The organism is Curtobacterium sp. MCBD17_034, assembly GCF_003234515.1.
Classification (GTDB): domain Bacteria; phylum Actinomycetota; class Actinomycetes; order Actinomycetales; family Microbacteriaceae; genus Curtobacterium.
The window spans coordinates 404,358-422,258 of sequence record NZ_QKTN01000001.1 but is presented as its reverse complement, the minus strand read 5'-3'; the positions used below and the strand labels follow the sequence as shown (position 1 = coordinate 422,258).

At 71.4% G+C, this 17,901-nt stretch carries 15 protein-coding genes; 5 read left to right on the top strand and 10 right to left on the bottom strand.

Going from position 1 to position 17,901, the window contains the following annotated elements; all coding sequences use genetic code 11:
* Positions 1-5 precede the first annotated feature (5 nt).
* Positions 6-1,100 carry an alpha/beta fold hydrolase gene (locus DEI92_RS02080; RefSeq protein ID WP_146249075.1) on the bottom strand — a complete coding sequence of 365 codons (1,095 nt, stop codon included), beginning with the start codon at positions 1,098-1,100 and terminating at the stop codon, positions 6-8.
* Between the two features lie 124 nt (positions 1,101-1,224).
* Positions 1,225-2,094, bottom strand: a complete 870-nt coding sequence (locus DEI92_RS02075; RefSeq protein ID WP_111012162.1) for an SMP-30/gluconolactonase/LRE family protein — start codon at positions 2,092-2,094, stop codon at positions 1,225-1,227.
* Positions 2,095-2,162: 68 nt separating this feature from the next.
* Here DEI92_RS02075 and DEI92_RS02070 point away from each other — a divergent pair, with 68 nt between their 5' ends.
* Positions 2,163-2,789: a TMEM175 family protein gene (locus tag DEI92_RS02070; protein WP_181434591.1), complete on the top strand. Its 627-nt coding sequence runs from the start codon at positions 2,163-2,165 to the stop codon at positions 2,787-2,789.
* Between the two features lie 21 nt (positions 2,790-2,810).
* Here the strand turns inward: DEI92_RS02070 and DEI92_RS02065 are convergent, their stop codons facing one another.
* Complete coding sequence (locus DEI92_RS02065; protein WP_111012161.1) at positions 2,811-3,977, bottom strand: RtcB family protein; 1,167 nt, start codon at positions 3,975-3,977, stop codon at positions 2,811-2,813.
* Positions 3,978-4,425: 448 nt separating this feature from the next.
* On the opposite strand from DEI92_RS02065, the gene DEI92_RS02060 reads away from it, so the two are divergent.
* Together DEI92_RS02060 and DEI92_RS02055 are read left to right on the top strand one after the other, a co-directional pair.
* Positions 4,426-6,243, top strand: a complete 1,818-nt coding sequence (locus DEI92_RS02060) for a glycoside hydrolase family 15 protein (protein ID WP_111012160.1) — start codon at positions 4,426-4,428, stop codon at positions 6,241-6,243.
* On the top strand, positions 6,240-6,878 hold the full coding sequence (locus tag DEI92_RS02055; protein WP_111012159.1) for a DUF1992 domain-containing protein: 639 nt from the start codon (positions 6,240-6,242) through the stop codon (positions 6,876-6,878). The genes DEI92_RS02060 and DEI92_RS02055 overlap by 4 nt, the downstream gene beginning before the upstream one ends.
* A 6-nt stretch (positions 6,879-6,884) precedes the next feature.
* Here DEI92_RS02055 and DEI92_RS02050 read toward each other — a convergent pair whose 3' ends face one another.
* Positions 6,885-7,895: an aldo/keto reductase family protein gene (locus tag DEI92_RS02050; protein ID WP_111009796.1), complete on the bottom strand. Its 1,011-nt coding sequence runs from the start codon at positions 7,893-7,895 to the stop codon at positions 6,885-6,887.
* 163 nt (positions 7,896-8,058) lie between these two features.
* Between DEI92_RS02050 and DEI92_RS02045 the strand changes: the two genes are divergently transcribed.
* The gene (locus DEI92_RS02045) at positions 8,059-10,509 is read left to right on the top strand and encodes a phosphoketolase (protein ID WP_111012158.1); all 2,451 of its coding nucleotides are present in this window, start codon (positions 8,059-8,061) and stop codon (positions 10,507-10,509) included.
* Positions 10,510-10,520: 11 nt separating this feature from the next.
* Positions 10,521-10,808 (top strand): DUF3253 domain-containing protein, encoded by a 288-nt coding sequence (locus DEI92_RS02040; protein WP_220037435.1) that lies wholly within the window; start codon positions 10,521-10,523, stop codon positions 10,806-10,808.
* A gap of 152 nt (positions 10,809-10,960) precedes the next feature.
* On the opposite strand, the gene DEI92_RS02035 is transcribed toward DEI92_RS02040, so the two are convergent.
* The 6 genes from DEI92_RS02035 to DEI92_RS02010 all read right to left on the bottom strand — a co-directional run bounded on the left by DEI92_RS02035 (position 10,961) and on the right by DEI92_RS02010 (position 17,883).
* Positions 10,961-11,761: an SDR family oxidoreductase gene (locus DEI92_RS02035; protein WP_111012157.1), complete on the bottom strand. Its 801-nt coding sequence runs from the start codon at positions 11,759-11,761 to the stop codon at positions 10,961-10,963.
* A 98-nt stretch (positions 11,762-11,859) separates the two neighbouring features.
* Entirely contained in the window at positions 11,860-13,200 is a 1,341-nt protein-coding gene (locus tag DEI92_RS02030) for an ABC transporter substrate-binding protein (RefSeq protein WP_111012156.1), read from the bottom strand.
* A 256-nt stretch (positions 13,201-13,456) separates the two neighbouring features.
* On the bottom strand, positions 13,457-14,419 hold the full coding sequence (gene rarD / locus DEI92_RS02025) for an EamA family transporter RarD (protein ID WP_258369900.1): 963 nt from the start codon (positions 14,417-14,419) through the stop codon (positions 13,457-13,459).
* Between the two features lie 193 nt (positions 14,420-14,612).
* Positions 14,613-14,909 carry a co-chaperone GroES gene (gene groES, locus DEI92_RS02020; protein ID WP_111009800.1) on the bottom strand — a complete coding sequence of 99 codons (297 nt, stop codon included), beginning with the start codon at positions 14,907-14,909 and terminating at the stop codon, positions 14,613-14,615.
* A gap of 118 nt (positions 14,910-15,027) precedes the next feature.
* Entirely contained in the window at positions 15,028-16,029 is a 1,002-nt protein-coding gene (locus DEI92_RS02015; protein WP_111012400.1) for an NAD(P)-dependent oxidoreductase, read from the bottom strand.
* A gap of 138 nt (positions 16,030-16,167) precedes the next feature.
* On the bottom strand, positions 16,168-17,883 hold the full coding sequence (locus DEI92_RS02010) for a phospholipase C (RefSeq protein WP_111012155.1): 1,716 nt from the start codon (positions 17,881-17,883) through the stop codon (positions 16,168-16,170).
* Positions 17,884-17,901 lie beyond the last annotated feature (18 nt).

The following is a 17,901-nucleotide window of genomic DNA, read 5'->3' as shown; positions in this document are numbered from 1 at the left end:
GTCGCTCAGGCCGCGTCCTCGACGCGCTCGGGCCCACGGACCGGCGTCGACCGCTCGTCGCCGTCGGCGCGGCGCTCGGCGCCGTCCTCCGACCCCGCGGCGAGCTCGCCGTCCGCGATCACCTGCTCGGCGTCGGCGACCGGTTCGTCGTCGTGGGCGGTGGCGCGAGCGTGCTCGGTCTTCCCGGCCGCGACCAGGTCGTCCCCGCGGACCTTGCCGACGAGGTCACGGATGCGCGCGACGAGGACGTGCCACGCCTCCGCAGGGCGCAGTCGGTCGAGGTCCGACCTCGTGGTCGTGTCTGCCACCGCGGTGAGCGACGCCACGCCGCGGTCCGGCAGGTCCCCGCGCACGTGCGCCACGGCGAGCGCCGCGACGACGTCCGCCTGCGCGTGCACGACGGCGTGGGCGCCGCCCGTGACCTCACGGAGGACCGCGTACGGGAACACCCGCCCGAGCCGCCGCACCCAGTCGCGCGGGACGAGGGCGTCGTGCTCACCGCGGACGACGAGCACCCGGGCCTGCACGGCCTCCGCCCGACGCTCGATCGGGTACGCGAGCATGCGGGGCAGGACCGCCCGGAACCAGTGCCAGCCGCACAACGCGTACGCGGTGAGGGCGTGCCAGCGGATCGCGGCCGGCTCGTGGACGACCGAGCGGGCGAACCGCACCATCGACTCGCTCACCGTGCGCGCAGCGCTGTCGACGACCGGGCTGATCAGGACGACGTCGCTGAGGTCGGGCCGGCGGGCCGCCACCTCCGTGACGACCTGCGCCCCCATCGAATGCCCGACGAGGACCGGGTCGACGAGCCCGAGCGCGTCGATGACGGCCTCGACCGCGTCGGCGTACCGCTCGATCGAGACGGTCCCGCGGAACCGTCGGACCCCGGCGAACCCGGGCAGGTCGAGGGCGTGCACCGGGCCGAACGCGTTGAGGTTCGAGGCGAGCCGCTCGCGGTGGGTCGCCGCGACGCCGAGGCCCGCGACGAGCACGAACGCACGGTCCCCGGGGGCGCCGATCGTGCTCACGCGGACGGTGGTGCCGTCGACCGGGACGCGACTGACGGTGACGGTGGCGTTCGGCAAGGCGTCGGACACGTGGACCTCCGGGTGCTCGCTCGGGCGGATGACCGACGATAACGGCCGCACCCCCGAACGGGTGGCGCGACGGGCCGGGAGGCGCGGGATGCGGCCGGCCCGTCCCTCCCGTCACCCTGCGCGGTCAGCCCGCGAAGCGGTGGGCCGGGATCCCGCGCACCCGCGTCGGCACCGCGAGGACGGCGCCGGAGAGCGGCGCCTGCTCGAGCTGCTCCTCCGTGAGGTTCTCGCGCGCGGTGCCGATGAACAGCGTGCTCATGTCCACGCCCCCGAACGCGACCGAGGTGACGTTCGGGGCGGGCAGGTCGACGACCTCCAGGCGTTCGCCGTCGGGCGAGTAGCGCTCCACGCGCCCCTCGCCGTAGATCGCGCCCCAGAAGCAGCCCTCGTCGTCGCGCACCAGGCCGTCGTGCGCGGCACCACTGACGAAGGGCTCCAGGTCGCCGAGTTCGCCGTCCGGCCCGTAGGAGCCGCGGAAGATCGTGGAGACCGCGGTGTCCGTGACGTACATGACGCTGCCGTCCGGCGACCACTCCATCCCGTTCGTCGTGCCGAACCCGCCTCGGAGCACGCGCACGGTGCCGTCCGGGTCGATCGCGTAGAGGGCCGCGTCGCCGTCGCCCTGGAGGTCCATGCTCCCCACGAGGAACCGGCCGAAGGGATCGCATTTGCCCTCGTTGAACCGCATGTCCGGTTTGGCGTGCTCGACGGTCGCGAGCTCACGGTCGATCGCACCGTCGGCGTCGGTCAGGACCACGCGGTCCCCGAGCGCCGCGACGAACCCCCCGGAGGCACGGGGCTGGAACGACGCGAGCGGCGGCGGCAGCGGGACCGAGGACACCACGACGCCGTCCGCGGTCGCGGTGTGCAGGGTGCCGAGCGGGATGTCGGTCCAGTGCAGGCGCTGGCCGTCCGGGTCCCAGACGATGCTCTCGACGAGCGCTGCCTTCGCATCGGTGAACACGCGGACGGGACCGGTCGTGGCGGTGGACATGCACCCCGGTCTACCCGGGCCGCGCTGAGGACGCACCCCGGACGTGACGCGTGCTCCATACTCATCCCGTGGATGCGCAGCGCGAGTCGGAGACCGAGCGACTCGTGGTGTTCACCGACGCGGTCGCGGCGATCGCGATCACGCTGCTCGTGCTGCCGCTCGTCGACATCGTGCCCGAGGCCGCGCACCGGGACGGCGACGTCGGCGCGCTGCTCCGCGAGCACGTGCCGCAGTTCGGCGGGTTCGTGCTCAGCTTCGCGGTCATCGCGCGGTTCTGGTGGTCCCACCACGAACTGTTCCGCACCGTCACACGCCTGAGCCGAGCGGTCGTGCGGTGGAACCTCGTGTGGACGTTCGCGATCGTCGCGCTGCCCCTGCCGACGGCGATCATCACCGCGTACCGGCCGAGCCCCCTCACCGTGGAGCTCTACGTCGGCACGCTCGTGCTCGCCACCGCGGCGCTCGCCGGGATCGCGCGGGCGTTCCTCCGCCGCGATGACCTGACCGACCGCGAGCGCACCGCCGCCCGCCAGCAGCTCCTCGGCTCGGCCGTGAGCGCCGGCCTGTTGCTCCTGGCCGCCGTGGTGGGGAGCCTCGTGCCCGCCGTCAACTTCTTCGCGCTCCTGCTGCTGTTCGCCTCCGGGCCGGTCGAGCGGGTGCTCCGCCGACGCTGGACGAGCGCCACGCCGGGGTGACCCGGCGCGGCGCCCGGGGCGTCAGTCGCCCTTGACGTTGACGAGCTGCCGCAGCGTGTGACGGATCGTCACGAGGTCGGCGGCGTCCGCCATCACCTGGTCGATCGGCTTGTAGGCCGCCGGGATCTCGTCGAGGAACGCATCCGTGTCCCGGAACTCGATCCCCGCCATCGCCGCGCGGAGCTGCTCGTGCGTGAAGGTGCGCCGAGCCGCGGAGCGCGAGTAGGACCTCCCGGCTCCGTGCGGTGACGACGCGAGCGACTGCGCGTTGCCGCGCCCCTCGACCACGTACGAGGCCGTGCCCATGGACCCCGGCACGAGTCCGAGCTGCCCCTCGCGCGCCGAGATCGCACCCTTCCGCGACACCCACACGTCCTTGCCCCAGTGCCGCTCCTGCTGCGTGAAGTTGTGGTGGCAGTTGATGCGCTCCTGCTCGTCCACCAGCACCCCCATGACCTCGCTGAGCTGGCGGACGACGCGGTCCATCATCTCCTCGCGGTTGAGCAGGGCGTAGTGCTGCGCCCACCGGAGCTCGGCGATGTACCGGTCGAACTCCGGCGTCCCCTCGACCAGGTACGCGAGGTCGGCGTCGGGCAGCTGGATCCACCAGCGCTCCATGAGCCGCTTCGCGACCGCGATGTGCCGCTGGGCGATCTTGTTCCCGACACCCCGGCTGCCCGAGTGCAGGAACAGCCAGACGCGGTCGGTCTCGTCGACGCTCACCTCGATGAAGTGGTTGCCGCTCCCGAGCGTGCCGAGCTGCTCGCGCCATCCCCCGAGCGCTCGCGCGGGGTCGAACCCCGCGGCGTCGGCGAGCGCCTCGAGCTCCGCGATGCGGGGCGCGGCCGTCGCGACGACCTTCCGGTTCGCGGCCCCGGCCGACAGCGGGACCGCCCGCTCGATCTGCTCGCGGAGCGGGCGCAGGTCGGTCGGCAGGTCGGCGCGGTCGAACTGGGTCCGGACGGCGATCATGCCGCAGCCGATGTCCACGCCGACGGCGGCGGGCATGACCGCGCGGAGCGTCGGGATGACGGAGCCCACGGTCGCGCCGAGCCCCAGGTGCGCGTCGGGCATGAGCGCCACGTGCGGGAACACGAAGGGCATCGCGGCCGTGGTCCGTGCCTGCTGCTCGGTCGTCTCCTCGAGGAGACTCGCCCACGAGAGCAATCGGTCGTTGATCTTCTGCATCGTTCCGCCTTCCGTCGGATCGGGATGGTGACGGTCCGGGGCGGACCGGCACCGTCCCTCCCGACCGACACGATGGTCGGTGACCGATGTGGTCGACGGGAGACGGGTGCGCAAGACGCCCTGGGCCTGGTGGGCACGGGCGTCGGAGGACGACCGTGCCTACACGGGATAGCTGCTGGTGGGCCGCTGCTCGAGCGCACGCCACATGAGCGGCACGAGCTGCTGCTCGTTCCGCTTCCGGGGCTGCTGTTCGACGCGCACGGCGGTCCTCCAGTCGGGTGCCCAGGGCGGGCACGGAGCACCGACCATAGTGCGACACGCCCGAGCTGCACAACCGCGACACGCCCGGGAGGCCCCGGCGCGGGTCGCACCGGTCGGTGTGCGCACGTGGACCGGAGGTGGGAACGGCAGCCGGACTGCTCGCAGTCGAGGGGAGCAGAGTAGGAGGATGCCCGAGCGCACTCCGGACACCCCGGACTCCTCCGACAACGCCGAACGCACCGACGGCTACGCCCCCCTCCGCTCCTACGCGGCCATCGGCGACGGCCGCACCGTGGCGCTCGTCGGGCGCGACGGCCGCATCGACTGGTTGCCGGTGCCGTCCATGGACTCCCCCGCTCCCTTCGCGAGCATCCTCGATGCCGAGCACGGCGGGCACATCGCGTTGAAGCCGACCGGCCCGGCGCACATGGAGCGCCGCTATCTGCCCGGCACGAACGTGCTCTGCACGACGTGGACCACCGCCGACGGCGAGGCCACGGTCACGGACGCCATGGCCACCGGCGTGGCCGGACGACTGCCCTGGGCCCAACTCGGGCGCTGCGTGCAGGGCGTCCGCGGGGCGGTCGAGTTCGAGTGGGCGGTCCAGCCGGGCACGCTCCTCGGGCAGGCCCGACCGGAACGACTCGACACGGTGAACGGCTCGATCGTGGCGGTGGACGGCGTGAGCATCGCCATCGTCGAGCTCGGGTTCGAGCCCGTGCACGAGGACGGCCCGCGGTTCTCCGGACGGTTCCGGACGTCCGAGGGCTCGAGGTCGATCCTGTCGGTCATCGGGACGCTCGACGAGCCGCTGTTCATCCCGGACCCGCACGAGACGATGCGCGGTGTCGACCGCACCATCCGCAACTGGGAGACCTGGTCGAAGGAGTTCGCGTACGACGGCCCCTGGGCGGACGCCGTGCACCGCAGTGCCCTCGCGCTCAAGCTGCTCATCTTCGCGCCGACGGGGTCGATCGCAGCCGCGGCCACCACGTCGCTGCCCGAGGACGAGCACGGCGACAAGAACTGGGACTACCGGTTCGCCTGGGTGCGCGACCTCGCCTACTCGGTCCGCGCGCTGACGCGGTTCGGGCTCCGCGAGGAGACGCACGCCGCCGTCTCGTGGCTCATGCGGACCATCGCGGACAACGGCGACGGCATGCCGATCTTCTACCGGCTCTCCGGCGCGCGGTCGGACGGCGTCGTGGAACGTGACGTGCCCGGCTGGCGCGGCATCGGTCCGGTGACCGAGGGCAACCGTGCAGCGGACCAGCTCCAGCTCGGCGTCTGGGGCGACGTGTTCGACATCATGCGGCAGTACGTCGCGCAGGGGAACGTCCTCGACCGGCAGACGGCGCACGTGCTCGAGCGGCTCGCGGACGAGGCCTGCCACAAGTGGGTCGAGGAGGACTCCGGGATGTGGGAGCTCCAGGAGGCCCACCACTACACGACGAGCAAGATCGGCTGCTGGCAGGCACTCGACGCGGCGATCGAACTGCACGACAAGGGCCAGATCGGCGGCCCGCGCGACAAGTGGGTGGAGAACCGCGAGCTCATCGAGCAGTGGGTGGCTGAGCACGGCTGGAACGAGGAACTCGGCCACTACGTCATGCACCCCGACACCGATGCCCTCGACGCGTCGATCCTGCTGCACGCCTCGTCGTCGTTCGACCGGGGACCGCGGATGTCCGCGACGATCGACGCCATCCGGGAGCAGCTGTCGGTCGGACCGCTCGTCTACCGCTACTCCGGGCTCGAGGACGAGGAGTCGCCGTTCGTGGCCTGCTCGTTCTGGCTCGCGTCGGCGTTGGCCTGCGTGGGACGTGACGACGAAGCCAGGGCGCTCATGGACGACATGGTCGCGCAGGGGAACGACGTCGGGCTGTTCGCCGAGATGATCAGCGCCGACACGGGGGAGTTCATGGGGAACCTGCCGCAGGGCCTGTCCCACCTCGCGCTCATCAACGCGGCGATCACGATCGAGGAGATGGCCCGCGAAGGATGACGAACGACCCCGACGCCCGGATGGACCGGCTGCGGAAAGCGGCTCGGTACCGGTTCGCGCAGTACGCCGAGGAGCAGGCGCGCGAGACGGAGGCATCGGGCACGCCCGCATCGCGATCGCTCGACCCCGACGAGGTCCGTGCCGAGCGACGGCTCCGGGGTGCCCGGGACATGGTCGCGCACGCCAACGCGCTCATCGAGGAGGGTGACGAACGTGGGGTGTTCGAGCACAACCCGCTGCGCGGCAAACCCCTGCCGGACAACGACGGCCGGCACGACCCCGACTGGTGGATCCGGCGCTACGTCGAACGCGAGGAGCTGACCGGCCTCGGACCGCCGGCGCTCGCCCTCCGGAAGGAGGACGCGGAACTCGACGCCCGGCTCGACGAGGAGTCGAGCGAGCGACGCGTCCGCGAGATCGTCGAGGACTTCGACGCGCGGGTCGTCGAGGCACGGCGGCAGCTCATGGGCGGCCCGCCGGTCGTCACGCCGGTCCGGGACGTCGACGTCGAGATCGAGCGGTGGCGCGACCGCCGGGAGACCCGACTCGCGGTCGAGCGCGCCGCAGCGGCCGAGCAGGCCGCCGCCGATGCGGAGGAACGGCAGCGGCGGCGTCGGTGGTGGCGCCGCCGCTGACCGCTCCTAGGCCTCGCGCGTCTTCGGCGAGCTGTCGTTCGTCTTCGCCGGGTCGCGCTCGACGACGTCGCCGAGGACCTCGTCGATGCGGGCGAGGGCTTCTGCCGGGATCCGGACACCGGCCGCGCCGGCGTTGTCGTGCACCTGCTCGGGACGGGACGCCCCGATGATGGCGGACGCGACGTTGTCGTTCTGCAGGGTCCACGCCACGGCGAGCTGCGCCATGGACAGGCTCAGCTCCTGCGCGATCGGCTGCAACTGCTGTACCCGCTCGAGCACGTCGTCGCGCATCCAGCGCGAGATCATCTGCGCGCCGCCCTTCTCGTCCGTCGCCCGCGATCCCTCGGGGAGCGGCTGGCCCGGCTGGTACTTGCCCGTCAGGACACCCTGGGCGATGGGCGACCAGACGATCTGCGAGATGCCGAGCTGCTCCGACGTGGGGACGACCTCGCCCTCGATCACGCGCCAGAGCATCGAGTACTGCGGCTGGTTCGAGATGAGCTGGACCCCGAGCTGCTTCGCGAGCGCGTGGCCCTTCTCGATCTGCTCGGACGTCCACTCGGAGACGCCGATGTACAGGACCTTGCCCTGACGCACGATGTCGGCGAAGGCCTGCATGGTCTCCTCGAGCGGGGTCTCGTGGTCGAAGCGGTGCGCCTGGTACAGGTCGACGTAGTCGGTCTGGAGCCGCTGCAGCGAACCGTCGATCGACTCGAGGATGTGCTTGCGCGACAGACCGGTGTCGTTGTGTCCCTTGGGCCCGGTCGGCCCGAAGACCTTCGTGGCGATCTCGAGGGACTGCCGCCGCTCGCCCTTCAGGGCCTCGCCGAGGACGGTCTCGGCACCCGTGTTCGCGTACACGTCCGCGGTGTCGAAGGTCGAGATGCCCACGTCGAGTGCCGCCCGCACGCAGGCGATGGCCGCGTCGTTCTCGACCTGCGATGCGTGGGTGAGCCAGTTGCCGTAGGTGATCTCCGAGACCTTGAGTCCCGAGTCGCCGAGGTAGCGGTGTTCCATGTGTCGTTCCTCCCGGGCCGCGTCGGTGCGGCGCCGGGGTCGACGGTAGTCCCGACCCGGGACCGCGCGCACCGGCGTCTCCGGTCCTGTGGACGGGGGCGACCTGTGCACGTGCGTCCGGTCCTGTGGACGGTGACGCTCGAGCGCGCCTACGGTGGGGGCCATGTCGCACAGCGCCTCGACCTCTGACCGGCTCCTCGCGATCGACGCGTGGTGGCGCGCCGCGAACTACCTCACCGTCGGGCAGATCTACCTGCTCGACGACCCGCTGCTCACCCGCCCGCTCCGCCGCGAGGACATCAAGCCCCGGCTGCTCGGACACTGGGGCACCTCGCCCGCGCTGAGCCTCGTGTACGCACACCTCAACGCGCTCATCAGCGAGCGCGGACACGACGTGCTGTACGTGTGCGGACCCGGGCACGGCGGTCCGGCGATGGACGCGAACGCGTGGCTCGACGGCACCTGGAGCGAGCTCTACCCCGGCATCACACCCGACGTCGACGGTCTCCGGCAGTTCTTCAAGCAGTTCTCGTTCCCGGGCGGCATCCCGTCCCACGCGGCCCCGGAGACGCCCGGCTCGATCAACGAGGGTGGGGAGCTCGGCTACTCGTTGTCGCACGCCTACGGCGCGGCGCTCGACAACCCCGACCTCGTCGTGGCGTGTGTCATCGGCGACGGTGAGGCCGAGACCGGTCCGCTCGCGGCGTCCTGGCAGGCCCACACCTTCCTCGACCCGGTCAAGGACGGCGCGGTCCTGCCGATCCTCAACCTCAACGGCTACAAGATCGCCAACCCGACCGTGCTCGCTCGGATCCCGGAAGAGGACCTCGTCGCCTTCTTCCGCGGGCTCGGGTACGCGCCGATCATCGTCGACTCCGCCCGGGTCGACGACGACCCGTTCGCCGTGCACGCCCTGTTCGACGCCGCACTGCGACGTGCGTTCGGACAGATCGAGGACCTCCAGGCGGCGGCACGCGGTGGCTCGGGCACCGAGCGCCCGCGGTGGCCCCTCATCGTCCTCCGGACGCCGAAGGGCTGGACGGGGCCGAAGGAGGTCGACGGCCAGCGGGTCGAGGGCACCTTCCGTGCGCACCAGGTCCCACTGCCGGGCGTCCGCGACTCCGACGACCACCGCCGGCAGCTCGAGGAGTGGATGCGCTCCTACCGCCCCGAGGAACTGTTCGACGAGCAGGGCCAGCCCATCGGGATCCTCGGCACGATCCGCCCCGAGGGCGACAAGCGCATGAGCGCGACCCCCCACGCGAACGGCGGCCGGCTCCGGGTGGCGCTCGACCTGCCGGACCTCGAGCCCTACGCGGTGGACGTCCCCGACGACCGCACGACCAACACGTCCGCCACCGGGACGCTCGGTCCGTGGCTCCGGGACCTCATCCGCCGCAACCCGTCGAACTTCCGGCTGTTCGGCCCGGACGAGACGATCTCGAACAAACTCGACGCGGTGTTCGAGACGACGGACCGCGTCTGGCGCGCCGAGCTCGAACCGGACGACGCGCACCTCGCCCTCGAGGGCCGGGTGACCGAGGTCCTGTCCGAGCACACGCTCGAGGGGCTGCTCGAGGGGTACGTGCTCACCGGCCGGCACGGCATGTTCAACACGTACGAGGCCTTCGCGCACATCATCGACTCGATGGTCGGCCAGTACCTCAAGTGGCTCGAGTCCTCCGCGGACATCGACTGGCGTGTCCCGGTCTCGAACCTGACGATCCTGCTGTCCTCGCACGTGTGGCGGCAGGACCACAACGGGTTCTCACACCAGGACCCCGGGTTCCTCGACGTCGTCGCCTCGAAGCAGCAGGACCTCGTCCGCGTCAAGTTCCCGCCGGACGCGAACTCGCTGCTCGCCGTCGCCCGACACGCGTTCGAGACCACCGAGCGCGTCGAGGTGATCGTCGCGGGCAAGAACCTCGAGCCCGACTGGCTCCCGATCGACGAGGCCGTCGCGCACGTCGCCGCCGGCGTCGGGGTCTGGCACTGGGCGGGCACCGTCGCGGAGGGCGCCACGCCGAACCTCGTCATGGCCTCCGCCGGTGACGTCCCGACACTGGAGACCATCGCCGCGATCGACCTCATCCGAGCGAACGCGCCCGAGGTCGCGATCCGCATGGTGAACGTCGTGGACCTCCTCGCGCTCGGGGACCCGCGGAACCACGAGCACCCGATCAGCGACGACGACTACGACGCCCTGTTCCTGCCCGGCACGCCCGTGGTCTTCGCGTTCCACGGTTACCCCGCACTCGTCCACCAGATGACGTACAACCGGCACGGCCACGACGACATGCACGTGCACGGCTACATGGAGCGCGGCACCACCACCTCGCCGTTCGACATGGTCATGCTCAACGACATGGACCGCTTCGCGCTCGCCGCCGACGCCCTGTCCCACGTGGACGCCGACCGGTACGCCGGTCTCATGCAGGCCTGCCAGGAGGCCCGGGACGCGGCACGTCGGTTCGCCTACGAGCGCGGTGAGGACCACCCGGCGGTCGCCGGCTGGCAGTTCAACGGCTGGCCGCAGGACGACCCCGACGGACACCGTCAGGGCGTCGCCGGCGGGGTGCAGCAGGGTGCGGACTCGTCGGACGACAACCACTGAGGCGTGCAGTCGTGGGTGACGACCAGCGGACCGCCGGGGACGGCGTCCTGACCGACACCGATCACGCCCTCGAGGCGACGATCGCCCATCTGCTCGACACGCGCGCCGCCACGTCGAGCACCTGCCCGTCGGAGGCGGCACGGGCACTCGGCGGCGACGACTGGCGCAGCCTGATGGAGCCGACGCGGCAGGCCGCGCGCCGCATGGTCGCGCGCGGGGAGGTCGAGATCACCCAGCGCGGGTCCGTGATCGATCCCGACCACATCCACGGTCCGATCCGGATCCGCCGGCCGCGCTGACGCCGTTCCTCCCCATCGCCCTCCTTCGGCGATCGATCCGCGGCGAGTCGGAGGAACCGCCGTGATCGATCCCGTCGACGTCCGCAGCGTGAGGCCGCACGGGCGGCGCGCGCCGACAGCAGGCCGGCTCCGCCGCCCAGTGCGGAGGCGACTCAGGCCTGACGCCAGTCGTCCGACTGCAGGTGCGACCCGGCCTGCGGCCCCATCTGGAGCATGCCCCCGTCCACCGCGTACGAGGCGCCGGTCACGTACGACGCGAGCGGCGACGCCAGGAACGCGACGACCGCGGCGATCTCGCGCGCATCCCCGGGGCGTCCGAGCGGGACCCCCGGCCGGTCGATGGGGTGCGGGTCGGTGTCCTCGTTGCCCGTCATCTGCGTCGCGATCTCGCCGGGCGCCACGGCGTTCACGGTGATCCCGTGTCGTCCGAGCTCGAGCGCCACCGTCTTGAGCAGGCCTCCGAGGCCGTGCTTCGCGGCGTCGTACGCGGCGGACCCGACGCGTGGCTGGTGCTCGTGCACGCTCGTGATGCCGATGATGCGACCGCCACGACCGGCCTCGACCATGCGTCGGGCCGCGTGCTGGATGCACACGAAGGCGCCGTCGAGGTCCGTCGCGACGGTGTGCCGCCACTGGTCGAGGGTCATCTCGAGGAACGGTGCGTTGTCGCCGGTGCCGGCATCGTTGACGAACACGTCCACGCCGCCGAGTTCCTCCGCGAGTCGGTCGATGACCTGCCCGCAGCGCTGCAGGTCCGTCACGTCGATCTGCATGACGACCGCGCGGCGTCCGTGGGCGCGGACCTCGGCGGCGGTGTCCTCCGCGCCGCGGAGGTCCTCGAGGTACGTGATGCCGACGTCCATCCCGGCCTCGGCGAGCGCCACCGCGGTGGCCCTCCCGATCCCCGACTCGGCTCCGGTGACGATGGCGGTGGTGGGCTGGAAGTCACTCATGCCGCGGACGGTACCCCCAGCCGCCGGACCGTGCATCCAGCGACGACGCAGGGCGGCCCCGGTGCCCCGGGACCGCCCTGCGATCAGACGGACGTGACCTACTTGGTCGAGCCCTGGATGGCGCTCTGGTAGACCGGCTTGTTGTCCTGGTCGTACTTGTAGATGCCGATGTAGGCGCTCGACGGGTCGTTGTCGGCGTTGAACGGCCCGACGCCGGACGGTCCGGTGTACTGGATCTTCGTGCCGGCGTCGACGAGCTTCTTGCAGTCGGCGAAGGTCGAGCACTTCGTCCCGCCCTCGGCACCGGAGACCGAGGCCATGTGCGCCTGGATGGTACCGGCGTCGGTGCCCTTGCCCTCCTCTGCCGCGAGCGCGGTGAGCACCATGGCGTCGTACGACTCGGCGGCGTAGGCGAAGTCGTGGAGGTCCTTGCCCTCGTTCGTCTTGTACCACGTCGTCAACTTCGTCTTGAACGCGGCCTTCGGGTCCGAACCGGGGATCGTGCCCTGACCGTTGAGGAGCGTCTTCGGGTCGAAGTCCTTCGAGTAGTCCGCGGTGTTGCCATCGGACATGTAGGTCTTCGACATGTCCCAGCCCTGCGAGACGAGCTCGGGCACGATCGACTTCGTCTCGTCGAACGAGAGGATGACGATCGCGTCCGGCTTGGCGGCCAGCGCGGCGGTCACCTCGGACGAGAACGTCGTCTGTCCGGGCGGGAACTCCTGCCCCTTGCCCTTCCCGCCGTAGACCACGCTGCCGCCCGCGGCCTCGACGGCCTTCTGCACGGTGTTCCGCAGGCCGGTGCCGTAGGCGTCGTTGAAGACGAGGAACGCGATCTTGGCGTTGCCGTCGCCGACGACGAGCTGTCCGAGCGCGGACCCCTGGACGGTGTCCGGCGGCGCGGTCCGGTAGTAGTACGACGAGTAGCCGGACAGGTCGGTCGCCGTGTTCGCCGGCGAGATCTCGATCGTGCAGTTGCTCGTGATCTGGTCGACCACGTTCAGGGTCACGGATGACGACTCGGCGCCGAGGACCACGGGGACCTTGGCCGCGATGAGCTTCTGGGCCGCGGACGACGACACCGTCATGTCGGTGCTGTCACCCGAGTCGGTGGCGGTCGAGATCTTCACGTCCTTGCCGATGACACCGCCAGCGGCGTTGATGTCATCGATCGCGAGTCCTGCACCGGCGATGGCAGGCGGCCCGAGGTAGGCGAGGCTGCCGGTCAGGGGCAGCAGCGTGCCGTACTCCAGCGCGTCCTGGCTGGGCTTCGACGGCGCCTTGCAGCTTGCCGCCGGGTCCTTGCCCGACGACGACGATGCCGACGCCGCACCGGATGCGCCACCACTGCCGGCGCTCTCCGTCGAACACGCGGCGAGCAGGATGGCGGCTGCTCCCGCGATCGCGAACGCCTTGGCGGCGCTGCTGGTTCTGATCATCCGTGATGCCCTTTCTCTGAGCGGCCGCGACCGCTTCGATCGTCGAGCAGCTGTGCGTCCGCTGGGATGCGAGCAAACGTAGGGTTCGATTGTTTCGGCCGTGTGGCGGTCTCGTCAGGGTGGTGTTTCGTTGCTGAACCGTGACCGAACCTGTGGGAACGAACGGGAACGGCGATGCGGACCCAGCGGGTGCACAGTGCCGGCGCTGCTCGCGCTCGGCCCGGAGGCCCGTCGCAGCGTCAGCCTGTCGACGCGCTCAGACCACGGGGTCGACGCGGACAGGGTCGCTGACGGGGCGCCGGGCTCGGCGCCCGGCGAGCAGACCGTCGGTCGACAGGACGACGAGCGCCACCCAGACCAGCGCGAACCCGACCCACCGCTCCGGCGACATCGGCTCGTGCTGCAGGCAGACGCCGACCACGAGCTGGAGGACCGGGGTCAGGTACTGCGTCAGGCCGAGCGTCGACAGACTGAGCCGGCGTGCGGACGACGCGAACAGCAGCAGCGGCACCGCGGTCGCCGGCCCAGCCGCGATGGTGATGAGCGCGTGCACCCAGCCGTTCGCCGTGAGGGTGATCCCCCCACGGGACGCGGTGGCGACGACGACGAGGCCGATCACCGCGACGGGGGTCAGCCACATGGTCTCGATGGTGAGGCCGCTGACCGCGTCGACGACCCCGCTCACGCGCTTCTTGACGAGCCCGTAGAGCCCGAACGAGAACGCGAGGGCGAGCGAGATCCACGGCATCCGGCCGTACCCGACGGCCACGATCACCACCGCCACGACGCTGATGCCCACCGCCGCCCACTGTGCGGCGCGGAGGCGTTCCCCCAGCAGCACGACGCCGAGGAAGATCGTCACGAGCGGGTTGATGAAGTACCCCAGGGCCGCCTCGACGGTGTGACCGGTGGTCGTGGCGACGACGTACACGGTCCAGTTGACGACGATGAGGAACGCGGCGAGCGCCATCACGCCCATGACCCGCGGTTGTCGGAGCAGTGCGACCAGGCGACCCCACGCGCGGAGCACCGCCGTCAGGACGGCGCAGAACACCAGTGCGAAGAGGATCCGCCACGCGACGATCTCGGTGGCTCCCGCCGGTGCCATGGCCACGAACAGCAGCGGCATGAGGCCCCAGAGCCCGTACGCGGCCAGGGCCTGGACGACGCCGACGGCCGCTTCCGATCGGGCTTCGGCGGACGCGGGTCGTGCTGGCACGCGTCCGATCCTAGGCACCGACGACACCGTGGTCGCCCGGCTGGCGCGTTCCCGAGCGACGCAACCGCTGTCGTCCGACGGGACGCGCGCCAGGCTGACGTGCGGACGCCGGGTGCCGGGCCGGGACAGCAGCAGGCCCCGCCGGTCGGAACCGACGGGGCCTGCTGGAGCTGGTCCTGCTGCTGGTGCTGTCCTAGCGGACGACGACGGCGAGCACGTCGCGCGCGGACAGGACCAGGAGGTCCTCGCCCGAGTACTTGACCTCGGTTCCGCCGTACTTCGAGTAGATGACCTTGTCGCCGACCGCGACGTCGAGCGGCACGCGGTTGCCATTGTCGTCGATGCGACCCGGGCCGACGGCCACGACCTCGCCCTCCTGGGGCTTCTCCTTCGCCGTGTCCGGGATGACGAGACCGGACGCAGTGGTCTGCTCCGCCTCGACCTGACGGATGACGATGCGATCTTCGAGCGGCTTGATGCTGACAGCCACGGCTGACCTCTTCTTTCTCGGTACTGAAGAAAAACTGGGGCTGGCACTCCCCCGGGGGCAGTGCCAACCCCAACTGTAGGGGGTGGTCTGGCACTCGGTCAATCCGAGTGCCAAGAGCCTACCGCCGGCCGGCGGCGAGCGTCCGGACGACCTCGGGCACGGAGCCACCGAGGTCGACCTGGCCGTGGTCCGCGAGCCACACGAGGGCGTCGGCGAGGGCCTCCAGGGAGGTCCAGCCCGGCGCGTACCCGAGCTCCGTCGCGGCCCGGTCGATGCTCATCGCGTGGCTCCGGCGCACGTGCTCGAACGTCGTGTCGGCGTGCTCCGGCGTGGTGGACGCGCGGAACGCCTCCCACGAGGCCGGACGGAGGTCCGCCGTGCGCCCGAACCAGCTCGCGACGCCCTCGGCGAGCCCGCGGACGCTCATCGCGCGCGGCGACACGACGTTGTAGACGCGGCCGGCGGCCACGTCCGGCCGCTCGATGGCGAGCGTGAACGCCTGGGCGACGTCGTCGGCGTGCACGTGGTGCAGCGTCTCGAGCCCGAGGTCCGGCACGGTGAGCGGCTCCCCCGCGGCGAGGCGTTCCCAGACGGTCGCGTCGAGGTTCCCGAGCGGCGTGATGACGGGCCACCCGGGGCCGGTGATGTGGCCGGCGCGGAGCACGGTGGCGGGGAGCCCGTCGGCGCAGGCGGACTCGGTGAGCAGCAGGTCCTCGATCGCCGCCTTCCGCGTGCCGTACTCGCCGATCGGCCCCCGCGGGTCGTCCTCCGAGGTGGGGACGACGAGCGACGGACCGTGCACCCAGATCGTGCCGCAGTGCACGAGGTGCCCGGCGCGCCCGCGGAGCGCCTCGACGAGGCCCCGGGCGTCGTCCTCGGTGAAGCTCGTCAGGTCGACGACGACGTCGGCCCCGAGGTCGGCCACGGCGCGTGGGAACCCCTCGGGGTCGCCCTCGCGGTCGAGCACGACCCGCTCCACGTCGTCCCACGTGGCGTCCGTCACGTAGGGGGCGCGGTGCCCGCGACTGATGGCGACCACGTGGTGTCCGCTCCGGACGAGGCGGGGCACGAGGAAGCTCCCGATGTGACCGGTGGCTCCGATGACGGCGACGTTGCTCATGTCCTCCATCGTGCTCCTCCGCGCGGGACCGCGAGCGGCCGCGGCCCCGGACCGACGACGAACGGGAGGCACGGTGCGGGCTTGCACCGTGCCTCCCGGCCGTCAGGCGGTCACGTCCCCCGCCGACGCGCGGCGGCGTCAGTGGTGGTGGTGGTGGTGCCCACCGCCCCAGCCCGGCTTCCCCGGCTTCCCCGGCTTCCCCGGCCCGTGCGGCGGGGCCGGCGTGTGCGTCGGGACGGTCGACACGACCTTCGCGACGGCGCCGGTGGTGGTGTCCAGCAGGACCTCGCGCTGCTGCGGGTGCGCGAAGTCGAACATCCCGGCGAGTGATCCACCGCGACGGTCGAACGAGGCGTCCCCGATGTGGCCGAGGCCCCAGTTGTCCTCGATGAACGCCGTGGTCGACGTCTGCTCGATCCGGGTGTGGTCGACCGCGTTCTGCTTGGCGAAGGGCGAGATGACGAGGTACGGCAGGCGCTGCGAGGGGCCGCAGCGGTCCTGGTACCCGCCGGCGACCGCGGCACGGGCGTTCGTGCAGATGGTGCTGTCAGTCGCCGTGTCCTTCGACCCGTTGAGGATCGTCGGGGCCTGGTGGTCGTACCAGCCGTCCGAGTCGTCGTAGTTGATGACGATCGCGGTCGAGGACCACGCCTTCGACTGCTCGATGGCGTTGATCTCGCGCGTCAGGAACTGCTGCTCGTCGATCGGGTCGGAGTAGCCCGGGTGGCCGTCCTGCGCCTCGGGGGCCTTGAGGAACGACACGGCGGGGACGTTGTCCTGCGCGAGCGCGGTGGTGAACGCCGACAGGTCGTACTCGTGGTTCGCCTGGTCGCTGTGCCCGATCATCGCGTCGCTCGTCGGCGGCAGGTGGTGCGGGTTCGACGTCGACTTGTAGTACGCGAACGGGTTGTGGTGCGGCGAGTAGTCCTTCGCCGCGGTCCCGCCGAGGTTCGCGGTGGTGGCGTCGCACTTGGCGTACGTGCCGGAGCCCGCGTACTTCGTGGTCGGCGTGAAGCCGCCCTGGAACCAGCCCCACGTGACGCCCTTGGCGTTGAGCAGGTCACCGATGTTCTTGCCCTGCATGGCGACGAGGTTCGACGTCGACGTGTGGTCGCTGTCGGAGCAGTCGTCGTAGGCGGGGTCGGGGTCACCGATCACGGTGCCCACACCGTCCGCGTTCGCCGAGGCGACCGCGGTGGAGCCCTTGACCACGGCGCCGGTCACGGAGTCGACCGCCACGCCGCCGTGCGTCTGGCCGCTCACGAGGTTCAGCGCACCGGGGGTGGACGGCCCGAAGGTCGTGTCCCAGGCGTTGTCGCTCATGGCGTAGTTCTGGGCGTAGTTCCACAGACCCGTGACGGTGTTGCCGTCGTAGTAGTCCATGGCCAGGCCCGGGCTGCCGTACTCGCCCGTGCAGGTGTCGGTCGAGGTGTTCTGGACGAAGGCGTCCATCTTCCCGCCGTCCTCGGCCTTCTGCTCGGCGGCGTACCCGTGGTTCTGGTCGCAGGTGAGCGCGTGGGACGGGGTGAGCCGGCTCGGCGCGTAGAGGTTCGGGTTCTTCGTCAGCGTGCCCGAGGTGACGAGGTCGTTCACCCTCGGCGTGCCCTTGGCGGCGGCGAAGGTCGTGCCGTCGGTGTTCGTCGCGTTCGGGTAGGTCCCGAAGTAGTGGTCGAACGAGACGTTCTCGTCGAACAACACCACGAGGTGCTTGATGGGCGTGCTCGTGCGCGACGACGAGGCCGGTTGGTTCGTGGCCGATGCCGTGAGCGGCGCGATGGCGATGGCCCCCACGGTCACGGCGGCCACGGCGGTCGCTCCGGCGGCGAGTGCGAATCGCCCCTTCGTCGACCGCATGAGCGCGGATGGTCGGAT

Bases quoted from the DNA above. Each gene is read 5' to 3' on its own strand.
- DEI92_RS02060 (WP_111012160.1), top strand. From the start codon at position 4,426: ATGCCCGAGCGCACTCCGGACACCCCGGACTCCTCCGACAACGCCGAA.
- DEI92_RS02065 (WP_111012161.1), bottom strand. From the start codon at position 3,977: ATGCAGAAGATCAACGACCGATTGCTCTCGTGGGCGAGTCTCCTCGAG.
- DEI92_RS02045 (WP_111012158.1), top strand. From the start codon at position 8,059: ATGTCGCACAGCGCCTCGACCTCTGACCGGCTCCTCGCGATCGACGCG.
- DEI92_RS02050 (WP_111009796.1), bottom strand. From the start codon at position 7,895: ATGGAACACCGCTACCTCGGCGACTCGGGACTCAAGGTCTCGGAGATC.
- DEI92_RS02035 (WP_111012157.1), bottom strand. From the start codon at position 11,761: ATGAGTGACTTCCAGCCCACCACCGCCATCGTCACCGGAGCCGAGTCG.
- DEI92_RS02010 (WP_111012155.1), bottom strand. From the start codon at position 17,883: ATGCGGTCGACGAAGGGGCGATTCGCACTCGCCGCCGGAGCGACCGCC.
- DEI92_RS02030 (WP_111012156.1), bottom strand. From the start codon at position 13,200: ATGATCAGAACCAGCAGCGCCGCCAAGGCGTTCGCGATCGCGGGAGCA.
- DEI92_RS02055 (WP_111012159.1), top strand. From the start codon at position 6,240: ATGACGAACGACCCCGACGCCCGGATGGACCGGCTGCGGAAAGCGGCT.
- DEI92_RS02015 (WP_111012400.1), bottom strand. From the start codon at position 16,029: ATGAGCAACGTCGCCGTCATCGGAGCCACCGGTCACATCGGGAGCTTC.
- DEI92_RS02075 (WP_111012162.1), bottom strand. From the start codon at position 2,094: ATGTCCACCGCCACGACCGGTCCCGTCCGCGTGTTCACCGATGCGAAG.